At 50.6% G+C, this 15,202-nt stretch carries 17 protein-coding genes; 6 read left to right on the top strand and 11 right to left on the bottom strand.

Annotated elements, in window-relative coordinates; all coding sequences use genetic code 11:
• Positions 1-92: 92 nt before the first annotated feature.
• Entirely contained in the window at positions 93-1,031 is a 939-nt protein-coding gene (locus tag IEY46_RS12810) for a DNA-3-methyladenine glycosylase family protein (protein WP_188992393.1), read from the top strand.
• 109 nt (positions 1,032-1,140) lie between these two features.
• Here IEY46_RS12810 and IEY46_RS12815 read toward each other — a convergent pair whose 3' ends face one another.
• The 4 genes from IEY46_RS12815 to IEY46_RS12830 form a co-directional block, all read right to left on the bottom strand.
• A complete protein-coding gene (locus IEY46_RS12815) occupies positions 1,141-2,286 on the bottom strand; it encodes a Gfo/Idh/MocA family protein (protein WP_188992394.1) in 1,146 nt (381 codons plus the stop codon).
• A 127-nt stretch (positions 2,287-2,413) separates the two neighbouring features.
• Entirely contained in the window at positions 2,414-2,689 is a 276-nt protein-coding gene (locus tag IEY46_RS12820; RefSeq protein WP_188992395.1) for a hypothetical protein, read from the bottom strand.
• Positions 2,690-2,745: 56 nt separating this feature from the next.
• Positions 2,746-3,312: a TraR/DksA C4-type zinc finger protein gene (locus IEY46_RS12825; protein WP_188992396.1), complete on the bottom strand. Its 567-nt coding sequence runs from the start codon at positions 3,310-3,312 to the stop codon at positions 2,746-2,748.
• A 395-nt stretch (positions 3,313-3,707) separates the two neighbouring features.
• A complete protein-coding gene (locus IEY46_RS12830) occupies positions 3,708-4,871 on the bottom strand; it encodes a peptidylprolyl isomerase (RefSeq protein ID WP_188992397.1) in 1,164 nt (387 codons plus the stop codon).
• Between the two features lie 195 nt (positions 4,872-5,066).
• Between IEY46_RS12830 and IEY46_RS12835 the strand changes: the two genes are divergently transcribed.
• Entirely contained in the window at positions 5,067-5,735 is a 669-nt protein-coding gene (locus IEY46_RS12835; RefSeq protein WP_188992398.1) for a phosphatase PAP2 family protein, read from the top strand.
• Positions 5,736-5,810: 75 nt separating this feature from the next.
• Here IEY46_RS12835 and msrA read toward each other — a convergent pair whose 3' ends face one another.
• From msrA to IEY46_RS12855, 4 genes are all read right to left on the bottom strand, one after another.
• Positions 5,811-6,794, bottom strand: a complete 984-nt coding sequence (gene msrA, locus IEY46_RS12840) for a peptide-methionine (S)-S-oxide reductase MsrA (protein WP_188992399.1) — start codon at positions 6,792-6,794, stop codon at positions 5,811-5,813.
• A gap of 44 nt (positions 6,795-6,838) precedes the next feature.
• Complete coding sequence (locus IEY46_RS12845; RefSeq protein WP_188992400.1) at positions 6,839-7,396, bottom strand: NUDIX hydrolase; 558 nt, start codon at positions 7,394-7,396, stop codon at positions 6,839-6,841.
• A gap of 149 nt (positions 7,397-7,545) precedes the next feature.
• Positions 7,546-8,193: a cell wall hydrolase gene (locus IEY46_RS12850; protein ID WP_229750275.1), complete on the bottom strand. Its 648-nt coding sequence runs from the start codon at positions 8,191-8,193 to the stop codon at positions 7,546-7,548.
• Between the two features lie 124 nt (positions 8,194-8,317).
• On the bottom strand, positions 8,318-9,574 hold the full coding sequence (locus IEY46_RS12855) for an FAD-dependent monooxygenase (RefSeq protein ID WP_308422794.1): 1,257 nt from the start codon (positions 9,572-9,574) through the stop codon (positions 8,318-8,320).
• A 188-nt stretch (positions 9,575-9,762) separates the two neighbouring features.
• Here IEY46_RS12855 and xerS point away from each other — a divergent pair, with 188 nt between their 5' ends.
• From xerS to IEY46_RS12875, 4 genes are all read left to right on the top strand, one after another.
• Positions 9,763-10,848 (top strand): tyrosine recombinase XerS, encoded by a 1,086-nt coding sequence (xerS, locus tag IEY46_RS12860; protein ID WP_188992402.1) that lies wholly within the window; start codon positions 9,763-9,765, stop codon positions 10,846-10,848.
• A gap of 137 nt (positions 10,849-10,985) precedes the next feature.
• Entirely contained in the window at positions 10,986-11,366 is a 381-nt protein-coding gene (locus IEY46_RS12865; RefSeq protein ID WP_188992403.1) for a BlaI/MecI/CopY family transcriptional regulator, read from the top strand.
• On the top strand, positions 11,363-12,502 hold the full coding sequence (locus tag IEY46_RS12870; RefSeq protein ID WP_188992404.1) for a M56 family metallopeptidase: 1,140 nt from the start codon (positions 11,363-11,365) through the stop codon (positions 12,500-12,502). The genes IEY46_RS12865 and IEY46_RS12870 overlap by 4 nt, the downstream gene beginning before the upstream one ends.
• Positions 12,503-12,700: 198 nt before the next feature.
• Complete coding sequence (locus tag IEY46_RS12875) at positions 12,701-12,991, top strand: DUF3817 domain-containing protein (protein WP_188992405.1); 291 nt, start codon at positions 12,701-12,703, stop codon at positions 12,989-12,991.
• A 15-nt stretch (positions 12,992-13,006) separates the two neighbouring features.
• Here the strand turns inward: IEY46_RS12875 and IEY46_RS12880 are convergent, their stop codons facing one another.
• The 3 genes from IEY46_RS12880 to IEY46_RS12890 form a co-directional block, all read right to left on the bottom strand.
• Entirely contained in the window at positions 13,007-13,753 is a 747-nt protein-coding gene (locus IEY46_RS12880; protein ID WP_188992406.1) for an SDR family NAD(P)-dependent oxidoreductase, read from the bottom strand.
• 63 nt (positions 13,754-13,816) lie between these two features.
• Entirely contained in the window at positions 13,817-14,182 is a 366-nt protein-coding gene (locus tag IEY46_RS12885) for a VOC family protein (protein WP_188992407.1), read from the bottom strand.
• A gap of 54 nt (positions 14,183-14,236) precedes the next feature.
• On the bottom strand, positions 14,237-15,196 hold the full coding sequence (locus IEY46_RS12890; RefSeq protein ID WP_188992408.1) for a hypothetical protein: 960 nt from the start codon (positions 15,194-15,196) through the stop codon (positions 14,237-14,239).
• Positions 15,197-15,202 lie beyond the last annotated feature (6 nt).

The raw sequence follows: 15,202 nt of genomic DNA on the forward strand, positions 1-15,202 counted from the left end.
ACGATAATCCGGGAATAGGATAGCAAGAAAACGAAAGCGAACACCCAAGATCTATGGTTTAATTAAAGGATAGGAAGGCGGGAAGAACAATCATGACCAATCAGTTGAACAACTCGGTAAAAGGGGCCGACCACCACTTTTTCTACCTGCTGTATCCTCCTGAGCCGTTCAGCTTCCAGGCTGTGCTCGGATATCTGAGCCGCTCCTCCAAGGAGTGTATGTTTGCTGTGACAGGCGGGCAGGTAACCCGGCTTGTGCCGGTAGGAGATGAGCATATTCTCGTTCGGCTTTCGGGTGCGGAGGACGGGTCAATCCGCATTGATTTTGCTGGCGATGCACCGCTTCCTGAAGCTCATGTTCGCGAAGCAGTGGCATCTTATGTATGGGAATGGTTCGATTTGGAGCGCGATCTAAAACCTTTCTACGACATGGCAGAGGGAAATCCCCTCCTGCAAAATGCGATTGAGAAGCATTACGGTTTACGGATTATCGGCATTCACCAATTATTCGAAGCCTTGTGCTGGGGTGTGATGGGACAGCAAATCAATCTGGCTTTCGCCTACACCTTGAAAAAAAAATTCGTTGAAACCTTCGGCGAATCGGTTGAATGGGAAGGACAGTCCTATTGGATCTTTCCCGAACCGTCCAGGATTGCCGGTTTATCCGTCGAGGATCTTACACCTCTTCAGCTTACGGGAAAAAAATCCGAATATCTCATTGGGATCGCCTCCCTGATGGACAGCGGGCAATTATCCAAGGAAAAGCTGCTCGCTCTGGGTGAGCTTCAGGCAATCGAGAAAGAACTGGTCGGTATCCGCGGAATTGGACCTTGGACAGCCAATTATGTGCTGATGCGCTGCCTCCGCATTCCAACGGCATTCCCTATCGCGGACGTAGGTCTGCATAACGCGATCAAGCATGTGATGAACCTGGAAAATAAACCTACCCTTCAGCAAATCAGGGAGTTCTCCGCCCCGTGGGGGGAGTGGCTATCCTATTCCACCTTCTATTTATGGCGGATGATCGATTAGTCCGACTTGCCAGAACAGCACTAAATCCCATAAGCCGCCTTCAAGCTGGTTTACGGGATTTTTTGATACTTCCGCTTGAAAATTTGGATCAACAGCCAAAAATTCACACTTAATCCGGTTTGACTTTCACCCACGCTTGTCTCTTATGACTCTCCAGAATCGCCTCGGTGATCTTCATCATGTAATGGCCATCCTCCATAGAAGCGAATGTGCGTGAATCCTGATCCGGCTTACCCTCTTGGGCTTGCTCCACCGCAGCGTAGAAATCGATGAAGAGATTCTTCACTCCGTCAGGCCAGCCTTCCTCATGGCCTCCCGGATAATGAACCATAGCCGCCGCCTCATCGGACAGCTCATCCCGGTCGCTGCCGATTTCCCGATTCGAAGAACCCCGCCTGCCAGTCCACAGCCGGTTCGGCTGTTCCTGATCCCAATGGAGCGATTCCGATGCTGCAGAAATTTCAAAGAAGAGCTTATTCTTCCTTCCGGCGCTCACTTGCGAAACTGTAAAGACGCCCTGGGCGCCGCCTTCCAGATGGATCATTACGATCCCGCAATCCTCTGTATCTATGGGGACATCTTTATATTGCGCATGGCCATTCTCGCCTGTCAGCACCTTGCGGGTCGGATGAACGGTTTTGAGATCGGCTAATACCTCGACGATTCTCTCTCCGGTCACATGCTGGACCAGATCGCACCAATGCGATCCGATATCGGCGATCGCTCTTGTCGCTCCGCCGTGCTCCGCGTACATCCGCCAGTTGCTGTCCGTTTCCTCCAGCAGCCAATCCTGCAAATATCCGCCTGTCACCAGGTGGATTCGGCCGGTCCCGCCATCTGCGATGCGGCGCTTGGACTCTGCAACCAGGGGATAATGGCGGTAATTATAACAGACACCGCTGACAACCGCCGAGGTCCTGGCAAGCTCCACCAGCTCGGCCGACTCCCGGCTGTCAATCGCCAGCGGTTTTTCGGAGAGCAGATGCTTGCCGGCAAGCAGCGCTTCTTTATTAATCCTGTAATGAAGGTCATTAGGCGTGCAGTTGTGCACCGCTTCAATCTCCTGATCCCGGATCAGCTCCTCCGGCGAGCCGTAAGCCTTTGGTATGGCATACTGAGCCGCCATTTTCTCGGCCTTGACCAGGCTGCTTCCGGAAATCGCGACTACCTCCACATGCGGCAGCCGTCTTAGCGCTTCAATATGAAAGCTTGCGGAAAATCCGGTTCCGACTATGCCGATCTTTATTTTATCCATCCTGCTTCTCCCCTATCTTTGAAAGTCTGTATTCCAATAGTCGACCCCTTCCAAAATAGCTTCCCGTTTAGAGATACAAAAACCGCTCCCACGTCAATTGAGTAGGGGCGGTTTTAGTCTGTCTTTATCATACGCCAAAGAATCGGTCGTTCACGTTCTGTTGGTAAGACAGGCTATCCAGACAGGTCAGCGAGTTACATAGACCAGGCAGCGACTCATCCGCAAGCGCCTCAAGCTTCTGAGAAAATTGTTTATGCTGCATGCGGGCGATATCGTCCTCCGGGTACCGTTCCAGATAAATTTCTAGCTCCGAAAGCGTATCCTCAATCATGTGCAGCACTTCCGACTTATCGATTGTTTTATCCTCGGGAAGGATCTCCCATAACTCGATTGCATGATTCATTCTATATGTTCCTCCTGATTGTAAATGGTGAAGTTGTCCCCTTTCCTATTACCACATTACCGGGGCTTCAAACCTTCTTCAGGCTCAATATCAGGGCTTGTGTCAGCGGTATCCCCTGAACTGCCGTAACTCTCTACTTCTTTCCAGGCGTCCGCATTATCAAATCTTCCGGGGTTCTTCTGGCGGTTGGCACCTGCGCCTGCGGGTGGCGGGGTCATGACCTGCTCTTCGACAGGCCGTTCTTCATTCAGTTCCATGTTAGAAGCATCTTCGATACAAGTCAGCGCCGCAGGAAGTGCCTGCAGTCGCTCATATCCTATGGGCTGTCCGCACACCTTGCATTGGCCATAGGTCCCTTCTTTCATGCGGGCAAGGGCTTCGTTGACCTCATCGAGCCTATTCTGCAACGAATCATCAACTGCCATATCGCGCCCGCGCTCGAACGTTTCCGTTCCCAGGTCGGCGGGATGATTGTCATAAGCGGAGAGTTCTCCGATGGAATCGGTAATCATCTCCTTTTGGTCGGCATCCCCTTCGAGTTCGAAATGGTGCTTCAGCTCTTCTTTTTCCACCTTGAGCATATGTCGCAGCTCTTTCAGCTGTTTTTCATTCAGCGTTGTCATGATCGTTACCCCTTTGCAAAAGAATTCGGATGTCCGCGTTAGGCGGCTCCCGTTCTTCTCTTTACCCGGCAGAAACAAGCGGCTAACAGCACAATCTCTAAATGTTCGAAGCGGGGGCAGAATCGGCAGGCCTCCACAACCCGTCGAACCAGAACAATACAGCACCTTCAACAGCATCCGGGCTAATTTTCCCTGCCGGGAGATGGATGTATTTTCCTTCCACGATTATAATGGCAATCTCCCCCTCATAGCGGTGATATATGGCGTTCCGTCTGATCGCGCAATGACCTTGTTCAGTCAGCTTCCTGTCCCTCCTTAATAACGAGAATAACCATGGCCCCCTGTACCATAGAGGCAAAGGGGGCCATGGAAAGATTGGCTAACACAAGGCCAAACTAGTTCAATGCAATTTTCGTTATTTTCGCTGGCAGCTCATTGGCCATAAAGGCGTCCATCAGCTCGGAGGCGATTGTTTTCTTGATCGTCAGCTTGTCGTCAGCGGAGAGGCCGGCGAACGTTTTTGTATCGCGCTTCTCGACTTTTATAATATGGTAACCGAATTCTGTTTGAACAGGCGCTCCAATCGTTCCTACCGGCTGGGAGTTGGCTGCATTCTTAAACCCTTCCACCCACACGCCCGTTTGTTGGTTCTCATATAGACCGCCATTTCCAGACGATCCGGGATCTTCGGAATATTCCTTGGCCAGAGCTGCCCAATCTCCGCCGTTGTCCAGAAGTCCTTTCACTTTCTTGGCGCGCTCCAGCGCCTCGGCATCCGTGCGTACGGTCTCGCCGGTCTGGTTATCGGCTGTTGCCACGAGGATATGGCGCACGGATACGACATTATAATCGTTTTTTGTCTGCTCGAATCTGGCTTTGAGCTGAGCTTCTGTCACTTTGTTCTCCATATTGCGCAGCGCAAAGGTGATCATCGTGTAGAATTGCTTCACATCGCTATCGGCCAGACCTGCTTTCTCGTTACTCGTTTTCACTTGCGGATTCTGGGTAACAAAGGCCGTATACTGCTGCATAAACTGATTGAGCTCCGCCTGCTCTGCTGTACTTAATGCAGTTCCGGCAGAAGGGGCATAAAGCAGCTTATAGGCGATATATTCGCGGAGAAACTGCTCTTTCATCTCCGGGTCCGTCATATAGGCCGAGGTTTGGGGATTAACCATTCCAAAGAACAGAGAGAATTTCTCAAATTCCTTATTGGTGACCTGCCCTCCCGTATAGGTGGCAATCACTTTGTCCTCTGCCGGAGCGGCTGCGGCGGAAGTGGTGCCTGTTTTGACTTCGATGGTTTTGAGCTTGGCGTTCCAGTTCACGCTGGCCCCTACGAGCTTTCCGATATCCTTGAGGTAAACATAGGTTTTCCCTTCATAATCTATAGTGGGATTTGCCAAAACAACCGATTTCCCATTGAGCGTGATTTTCGTATTTTTGTTCAATAGCGCCTTGATCGCCTGGATACCGTCATCGGCAAAAACAGCTGAAGATGCGGTTAATAACGAACCGACAATAGCCCCAATCACAAACGGTCTAATCGACTTCTTCATTATGTATTCCCCTCTCAACTATCGGACTCTCCGCTCATTATAGCATGATAGATATACATAAATAGCCTCTCCAAGTAAATCTTTTCCTCTGCCTGTTTCGTCCTGATAGAAAAGGACCCTGCCAAAGGGATTGCAACTTTATAATCAATAATTTATGCTTAGAAACGGTATGTCTGCTGATAGGAGAGATTGGAATTGAAAACAATAGCGAAATTTGATATTAAACGGTTCATCCCGCTGCTGGGAATGCTCATATTTCCGGTGCTTGGCTGGATGTATACCTGGATCAATAATCAGGATACGCAGGCGTATAGTCTGATGACGGATCTGGATAACCTGATCCCCTTCCTGAAACTGTTCGTTCTGCCCTATTCTATTTGGATTTTCTATATTTATATTTGCCTGATTTATTTCTTCATCAAGGATCCCCGCGTATACATCCGGTGCCTGCTGACCTATGCAATCTGCGCGCTTGTTTGTTACGGCATTTATCTGGTTTTTCAAACAACCGTTCCCAGGCCGCAGCTCTCGGGCAATGATCCCCTCACCAGACTGATGTCTTTTGTTTATAACCGCGACCAACCATATAACTGTTTCCCAAGCATTCATTGCTTCTCCAGTTATATGGTGATGAAGGCGCTGCACACCAGCGGATTCCGCAACCGCATGAACCAGTTCCTGATTTATGGGATGTCCTCCCTCATCATCTGTTCCACATTGTTCGTCAAGCAGCATGTGCTGCTGGATGTGGTCGCAGGTGTTATGTTGGCCGATACCGTGTATCGGCTGTTGACAGTCCTTGAGAAGAAACGCACAAGCGCCAAGGCGGACGCATCCCGCAGCTACAAGATGCTGGACGTTTAACCCCTCCCGGTTTTGGCAGGAACAGCAAATACCCCTTCTTATCCATACAGACATGAAGGGGTGGTCGCATGCTGATTATTTAAACAAAGACAGATACTGCCCATAACCTTCCTGTTCCATGTCCATCTTGGGAATGAACCGCAGGGCGGCGGAATTGATGCAGTAGCGAAGACCGCTTGGACCCGGACCGTCATTGAATACATGGCCCAGATGGGAGTCCGCCTCCTTGCTGCGCACTTCCGTACGGATCATCATATGGGTGAGATCCTTCTTCTCCGTGACATGCCCGCTGACGACAGGCTTGGTAAAGCTCGGCCAGCCGCAGTTGGAATCGAATTTGTCCAGCGAACTAAACAATGGCTCTCCCGAAACGATATCCACATACAATCCCTCACCATTAAAATCCCAAAACTCATTGTGGAATGGAGGCTCTGTTCCATTATTCTGCGTAACCTCATACTGCATGGGAGTCAGCTTCTCCTTGCGGTTAGCTTTATCCTTCTCGGTGTTCCAGCGGCTTTTAATAAATGCGTCGCGGCCGGACCCTTTACGGTACATCCGGTATCTGAGCGGATTCTTCTTATGGTAATTCTGATGATAATCTTCAGCCGGGTAGAATGGGCCGGCCGGTACAATCTCGGTCACAATCGGCCCTTCGAACCGGCCGCTCTCATGCAGCTTGAGCTTGGATTTTTCGGCTGACAGGCGCTGCTCCTCCGTATGGTAGAATATCGCTGTGCGGTAGGAGGAGCCGCGGTCATGAAACTGTCCGCCGGCATCGGTTGGATCAATTTGCATCCAATACGTTTCCAGGAGCTTCTCATAGGAATAAATCGCGGGGTCAAATGTAATTTGTACGACTTCCGCGTGACCCGTCGTTTCGGAACATACCTCTTTGTAGGTGGGGTTTAGCGTATGCCCGCCCATATATCCGGAAACGACGCTGATAATGCCCGGCATTTCTTCGAAAGGAGTAACCATGCACCAGAAGCAGCCGCCAGCGAAGGTTGCCAATTCGTACAAGTCCGCCGCTTCATCCAGCCTTTGTTCATTTTCCATATTCATCGCTTTCCCCTCACTTCTGTATGGCTAAGCCAGAATGATTAACTACGGAACAGGCCATACCCATTAAGCGGCACAATCGGCTGTTCATCGATATTCAGCCCATCCCCTTCGGGATGGAGCGCCACCTGAACGAGCCACTTGGTAAACCCGGCTACATTCATCGTTGCCATTTCTTCCAGACTGTAAAACCCCGCCGCGTCAACTTCATACTGGTCAGGCGTCGGCTCGCCGGAGACATATTCCATGGAGAAGCCGATATAGACATTGTGAATCCGGCCTGGCTGATCGCGCAGCGCAACAACACTTTTCACAACCGCTTCAATCCCCGTTTCCTCAAGCACTTCGCGGCAAATCGTTTCATGGATAAGCTCCGCTTCCTCGATATAACCGCCAGGATTGGTCCAATAGCCTTTACCGGGCTCCTGCGCGCGCCGTACGAGCAGCACCTTCTTATCCTTCACGACAAGCGCGCCCACACCCACACTGTAATTACCCCAATGTACGAAGCTGCAAGCGGTACACGCGCTTCGGAATATGCCGTCAATCTCCCTCGGCTCCATTGCACTGCCGCAAGTCATACAATATTTCGCTTCCATCCGCATTCACCCTATTCGTTTCTGTATCTTGCCTTTGTGCCAGATAAGTCCATCTGCCAATCTCATTATAACCCATGTTAATCCGCAAAAAGAACAAAAAAATCCGCACCCCTATGGGCAGCGGATTCGGAAGTGCGGTATGTACACACTCAAACAGCAAAGGAGTGGTTGCCGATTGTCAACATTACCTTACGCGTAAAAATCCATTTGGAGGTAGCTGTATCCGGATTATAATAGTAGAGCGCATTTTTAGTCGGATCTGAACCCGTTACGGCTTCTTTCGCAGCTTTAAATGCCGTCTTGTCCGGAATCAGCCAGTACTGGCCGTCGGATACTGCCGTGAAGGCGCCGCGCTCCATTATGACTTCCTTGATTGTCTGCGGAAACGCTGGGGATTTCAGCCTGTTCATGACGACAGAACCGACCGCCACCTGCCCCTTATAGTCTTCTCCCCTGGCTTCGCCATAAATAACCCGGGCCAGCATCGCCAGCTCAGACTTGCTAACCGACACTTTCTTAAGTGCGGCCCACGTCGCCGGCCCGGCTATGCCATCGTCTGCAAGCCCATGTGCGTTCTGAAACCCTTTAACGGCATGCTCGGTTTCCGCTCCGAACGACCCGGTTACCGGGCCGCTGAAATAATTCAGCAATTGAAGTCTGAATTGCAGGTCCAGGGCAGCTGTACTTGTGCTGCCAAGCTTCAGTGACTTCATGGCCTGAGCTTCGGCAAAGCTGCCGCACATAGCCATCGCGGCAACAGACAGCAGCACCGCCAGCATTGATATTCGTTTACCCATACGTAATGATTCCTCCATGCTTCGTTCATTTTACCGGTGCATACACCTGGCTTCAGGTTCCGGCTGATGAATTGTAGCATGGACAACCAATCATGCGGGTCAATAAGAACGGATTTTAATCTTGTTAAAAATCCCTCATTTTACCGTTTAGACCGCCATTGTCAAGCTGGCGGGATATGTTATAACCGACGAGCCAATCCAGGCGGCTTGCCTGGAAGCTCGCAGGTATCGACCGCAGAAGCCTATTGCGCAGCCCCCGTGCGATCGGATTTTCAAGTTGAACGAGCCTCGCCATGCGCCTCGATTGCCTTACTATCCGGGAGGTTCGGGGAATCCGGCTCCCTTCATACGCCTGCAGCGCCGCAGGTATCCCCTCCCCCGATCGGGCTACCTGTCCCAATTGATAGCCCAGCATGACAGCATCTTCAATAGCCTGCCCGCCTCCCTGGCCAAGATTCGGCAGCATGGGATGAGCCGCATCGCCCAGCAGCGTTACGCGCCCGCTGCTCCAGGATTGCAACGGCTCCCGGTCAAATAAATCATGGGACAAAATCGCTTCTTCGTCCGTAGCGGCAATAACCGCTTCTATCGGGTCGCACCAGCCCCGAAAATAACGCAACGCCGCTTCTTTTCTTCTCCCGGCAGGAGCCAGCATGCCCTTGGGAGCATTAATGGCTCCGAACCAGAAGACCCGGCCCTCCCCCAATTGGGAGAAACCAAATCGCAAGCCTCTCCCCCAAGCTTCGAATCCACCGCCAACCCCGGCGGGATAGCGGCTGTCCTTGAACGTTGTAATCCCTCTCAGTGCTGTGAAACCGCCATATCGCAGAGGATTGTCGTCTACTGACGCTACATGCTGGCGGACAACAGAATGAATACCATCGCAGCCGATCAGTACATCCGCTTCCTGTTCCTCACCATTCTCGAACGAAGCGGTTACGGAATCGCTACGGTTATGAATCCCTGTCAGTTTCATCCCCCAATATATAACAGCCTCTGGTGACATGGACGCAAGATGATTACGGAGGATGTGCTGGAGTACAGCCCGGTGAATCAGATAGCTGTGAGTTCCGTATCGGGATGCTTGTTCATCAGCGGGCAAAGCCGTGACCAACCGCCCGTCGGGCAGGCGGATCTCCGCTTTGCCCACCGCCGCTCCCTTGTCCCGGATTTCTGCCCCGACACCAAGCAGATCCAAAGCTTTCATGGCATTGGCTGCCAGCACAATGCCTGCTCCCAGGCCTGCCTGTGCTGTTGATTTATCGAATATCTTAACGGTCCAGCCCTGCTGACGCAGAGCAATGGCGGCGCATAAGCCGCCGATGCCCGCTCCGATGATGAGGGCTTCTTTGTTGGTCGGCATTTGGGATGCGATTTCCACCCGCCCCTTCCTGAATGACAAGCTTCCGCCTGCCCTTATAATGCCTGAGCCAGCTTTACGATCAGGCGTTCCCCATTCCGGTTTACTTCGTCCAGCTGCTGCATTACAATAAAGCTATCATATTTGCTAGCATCATGCATCATGCATCATGGATAAGAGATTGAAAGAAAATCGGGGTGAGTCCGAAGATGAACGTGATCAAGCTGAAAGACCGGCAGGAGCTCGACCGCAGGACACCTTCCATGCCATGGTATATTGAGAAATTCATAAATTATAAATTGCCTGATCTGTCCCCTTCTTCATTGCTCGAATATGTCAGGGACTATGAAGCTTTCCTGTCCTGGATGCTGGCGGAGGGTCTGGCCGCAGGTCCGGACCTGCGTGATGTCCAGCTGGAGGAGCTGGAGAAGCTGCACATGGACAGCATCGACCAGTTCAAGATGTTTCTGGCTACGCGCCAGGAGAATAACAATAGCAAAACAACCATTTCCCGCAAGCTTTCCTCCCTGCGCTCCCTCTTCCATTATTTAAGCCAGATTGCGGAGGATGACCAGTTTTATCCGCTGCTAAAGCGCAATGTGATGGCCAAGGTGTCGATCAAACGGGCCCATAAGCCCAAGGACACCGCCGCCAAGCTCGAAGGCAAGCTGCTGCAGGAGCAGGAAATTGACGAGTTTATCCGCTATATTAACGAGGATTACGGGACCGATGCCTCAGCCAACAAACAAGCGATGTATTCCTACATGCTCAACAGGATCCGGGACACCTGCATTGTCAGTCTGATCCTCAATTCCGGGCTGCGCGTATCGGAGATTGTGAACATGAATGTCGATGATCTCGATTTGAAGAAGAAGCTGCTGTATGTATTCAGGAAAGGGAAAAATGACGACACCTTCAAGACGCCTGTCTATTTCCGCCAGGAAGCGATGTACAATCTGCAGCTATATCTCGCCCAGCGCGACTCGCAATACAAAGCGCCCAAACGTGAGAAGGCACTGTTTCTGGCCATCGCCAACGGCAAACATGAAGGTTCCCGCATGACCAAACGGGCGATCCAGGAAATGGTCATCAAATATGCCAAGCGGTTCGGCAAGCCTTATCTATCCGTGCATAAGCTGCGTCATTCTTTTGCAACCGATTATTATTTGCGTAATGATCTGTACAAGACACAGGAACAGCTCGGCCACGCTTCGCCGGAAACGACCCAAATCTACGCCCATCTGACAGACCGCACCATGGCCGAGGCGATCGACCGCCAGAAGCGGGATGACTGATTGATTACGAATAATTTCTCACGGGGTGGTCCATTAATTAGAATGGATCACTTTATGATGTGGATTGACAATTGCGACAAGTTGTCGTATTGTAATCAACGACAAGTTGTCGCAGATAAAAACCAGAGGTGTTCACTATGGGGAAATTAGGAAGACTTTCTGAAACAGAGATTGAAGTTATGCAGGTAATATGGGGATTAGCAGCACCAGTAACGGTTGCCCGACTTTTGGATATATTCAGCAGGAAAGACTGGAAAACCTCAACGTTATCGACCATACTGAAGCGGCTGATTGAAAAAGGATTTCTGACCAAATCTATACGCGGCAAGGTGAATTACTATCATCCTGTATTGACCTTGCATGATTACAAGAAGCAGGAAACACAAACCTTTCTAAGCCGCTTATACAATGGGAAAGTGAAAAATTTAATTGCCTCTCTGGTTGATGACTCCCAGCTTAGCAAAGATGACATAGCGGAGTTAAAGGAATGGTTTGGTCGCGAGGAAGGAAAGAAATGATCGCGATCACCGTCTTCCAGTCTCTTCTCATTTCGTCATTCGTCGGTACTCTCATTTGGATGGTGCAAAACCTGATAAAGCCCGTCACAAATAAGGTGTTTTCACAGAACTGGCATTATTATACCCGCCTTATTCCTGTATGTTTTCTTCTTGGCGGTACCGTTATCATCAATAGGCTTGGTGAGCCTCTGCGTTCAGTTATTCCAGATACGGGTACAGGTATACGCTGGACACCAGGGACGATTTCCGAGCTGTATGTCATGCCATCGAAAGAAGTGGCAGGCCTGTCATCGTTTGTCAATCAAGGGATTCAGTATCTTCTGCGTCTTGAAAATATAAAATCATATGCGCTGTGCGCCATCGTTATTTGGGCTGTTGGCGCCATTATTTTTATTGCCTGGAATATGAGGATGTACCGTTCATTTAAACGCTCCATCCTGAAGGACAGCCGGATATACAATACGGTTCAATTCCCTGTAAAAGCAATCGTAAGCCCCAATGCCGCATCGCCAATGGTTATGGGGCTGTGGAACCCCATTCTTGTGCTGCCGGATACCCGCTTAGGGAAAAAAGAGCTTGCAATGATCATGTCGCACGAACTCGTACATTTGAAGCGCGGCGATCTGCTTATTAAGGTTCTCCTGCTCCTAGCAAATGCCGCTCACTGGTTTAATCCGTCAGTCTATTCGATGATCAGACAGATGAATGCCCTTTGCGAGCTGTCTTGTGATGAAGCCGTTGTTAAGGGGATGGATGATGAAAGCCGAAGGCTATACGGCGAAACGCTTTTATCCATGCTGGAGTATGGGGTTATGCAGCGCAGCGTCGTTTGTACCAGCAACTTCATTAACCCTAAGAGAGTTATGAAAAAAAGACTTTCAGGCTTGATGAGTATTAAGAAAACCAAAAAATCGATGATGATTCTATCTTTTGTTGCTGCATTAACCTTGGCCGGAGGCGGTGGCTTTACTGCTCATGCTGCCGGATTGGCTATGCTTTCAAAAGCGCATCCTGAGAAAGTGCGAACCAGGCAATCGGAAAGCCGTATTATTGACGTTCCGCATTCAGATGGAACAATCGAATACCAGGACCGGGATGCAAAAACAAGGACTGCGACGCTTATGGATCGACAATAGATCATAACTAAAAAAAATGATACCGTGAGGGAACAGGCTTTGCGAATGTCCCGCCACGGTTCTTTTTTAACAAGCCACCGGAATTGTCCTTTGAAATAACACAAAATGATCGTCCAAAGAAAGAGACCTTCTGCTATAGTTGTTCGTATAACCAACCAGAAGCATCCTTTGAAAATATCTATGGAGGTCATTCCTGCTATGCTCAAAACCGTAATTGGAAGATTAAGATGGATCGGGAATGTTGAAGGCGTTTCCTATCTTGTCCTGCTGCTCATTGCTATGCCCCTCAAATACTGGGCCAACCTCCCCTCCGCCGTAACCATTGTGGGGGCGGTGCACGGGCTGCTGTTCACCTTGTTTTTGCTTGCGCTGCTTCATGCCTGGATTGTAAAAAAATGGTCATTCATCTTCGTTGTGATCGCTTTTCTGTCCGCTTTTATCCCTTTCGGAACATTCTTCCTGGACGCAAAACTGCGCAAGGAATCCTGAAACCAGCTTGACCCGTTAATGCTCATAGATCATTTTGCGCGTCATCCCGCCGTCCACTGTCAAATTCATTCCCGTCACAAAATCATTATCCCCGTCCGTCAAATACATGCAGGCGCGAACGATATCGCGGGGATAACCGACACGGCCCGCGGGATGCTGCTCATGATCGACCGGCCGCAGCTCATCATAGTCGCCGGTCTCGATCCATCCCGGACTGATACAATTGACGGTAATATGATCAGGCCCCAATGAAACAGCAAGCGCATGAGTGATACCGACAATTCCCGCCTTCGTTGCCGCATAAGCCTCGCTGTTAGGTTCAGACATGGCCGCACGGGTAGAAGCGATATTGACGATCCGTCCTCCCCCGCCCGCTTTCATGGACTTCGCAGCCTCACGGGAACAAAGGAACGTTCCGCGCAGATTGACATTCATAACATTGTCCCATTCGTCTATAGACAACTCATAAGGCGATTTCCAGATGCCAAACCCGGCATTATTGATCAGAATATCGATCTTCCCGAACGACTCCGCGGCCTTTGCGAACAGATCCGCGATCTGCTCGGGCCTGCTCAAATCGGCTGCGATAAACTCCGCCACTGCCCCGCCCTGTGTCAGCCTGCGGGCAAGAACAGGTCCTCTTTCATTCTCCAGGTCCGTTAACACGACCTGTGCCCCCGCTTCCGCGTAAGCTTTGGACAGTTCTCTTCCTATCCCACCCGACGCACCTGTTACCATTACGACCTTTCCTTCATATTTCATTCGGGCTTCATCTCCTTGTTTACCATTATTTCCATCTTAACGGATCGTTTAACGAAATCATGTTCAGCTGATACGCTGAATACATTCCGTTCGATTGCCGAAAGGATCCCGGAATTCGAAACGCTCATAGCCTGGGATAGGCAGCCCCTCCAATATTTCGACCCCCTGTTCGATCAGAAGGGCTTCAACAAGCTTTAAATCAGCCGTTTCAAAAGCCAGATGCGCTTTGGTGAGGGACCTGTCGACACCATCCTCCGTTCCGACATGCAGGGAAAGACCGCCGACTTCCAGCCAAAATCCTCCTCTGCCTGCCAGTGATTCCGGCTTGGGAATTTCTTTCAGGCGCAGAACCCCGCAATAAAAAGCTCTGGCCTTTTCCTCCTGTCCCTGAGGAATCGTAATTTGAGCGTGATGAAAGCCGATAATCATTCGAAGCACTCTCCTCTTCCCATGAAATACCTGATGCTGACGTATTGGACGGTTTTATTCCGGGGACATATAGCGGCCTCCGCTGATATCCAGCTCCTTTAGCGTTTGACCGTCTTCCATGAACAGCATTTGATTCTCGCCCTCAAAACCCAGCCACTTGACCCCCAGAACGGTGCCGTTTGCGGATTCTGCCGCGAACATCAGACTGAAAACGTGAGGCGAAATTTCACCTCCGTCGTCCACCCGCCAGGTGGAGGACTCGTTATACTCTGCGGGAAAATCCTTGAAAGCCAGTGTATCTCCGTCTTTCAGCACCAAACTTGCCAGCGCCTGATCGCCTTCGCGTTTGAATTTTATAAAATAAAATTCCTTGTCCCCGCCGATATCGGCCAGCTTTGCGGCAAGCTCCACCTGATGTCCGGACTGCTTTGCTGCTTTGTCTGCAAGGGCGTCATCCATTGCCGGATAATCTTCCGCAGGTTGAATGGCCGCTAATGCGTCCAGCGGAAAGTCCTTGTCATTGACCAGATAATAGGATTCGTTCGGAACGGCCTTACCGTCTGTGATTTCAAAGAGCATTCCTGCTGTATGGTCAAAGTTTCTTGCGGTTTGGCGGCCGCTGTCCTGGTCGTCGTACTTTTGCTCGTTGAGGAACCGGACAGCAACAACGTTCCCGTTATCCCCTATCGCATAATTCAACTGCTTGACCGTCTCCATGGAATCCGGCTTTTCGGCCGGATAGCCGAGGAGCCGTGTACCCGACTCGTCGGAGAAAGCAAAGGTATGGGGCAGCTTTGCGATATCCAGCAGCCGGGGCTGATCTACTTCAGGCGTTTGATCGGAATTGTCCGGAGCTTCTTTTCCCGGGCTATTCTTCCCGGCAGCATCGGGTCCGGAATGATCAGGTTCCGCCGTTATTCCCGGCGAAGGTTCGGAAGCCGTACCTGCCGGCTTCTCGCCGCTATTCATACAGCCTGTCAATAGCAGCAAAGATAACAGAGCTATTTTCCACATATGCCT

Origin of the sequence: Paenibacillus nasutitermitis (assembly GCF_014641075.1) — a bacterium.
Taxonomy (GTDB): Bacteria; Bacillota; Bacilli; order Paenibacillales; family Paenibacillaceae; genus Paenibacillus_Z; species Paenibacillus_Z nasutitermitis.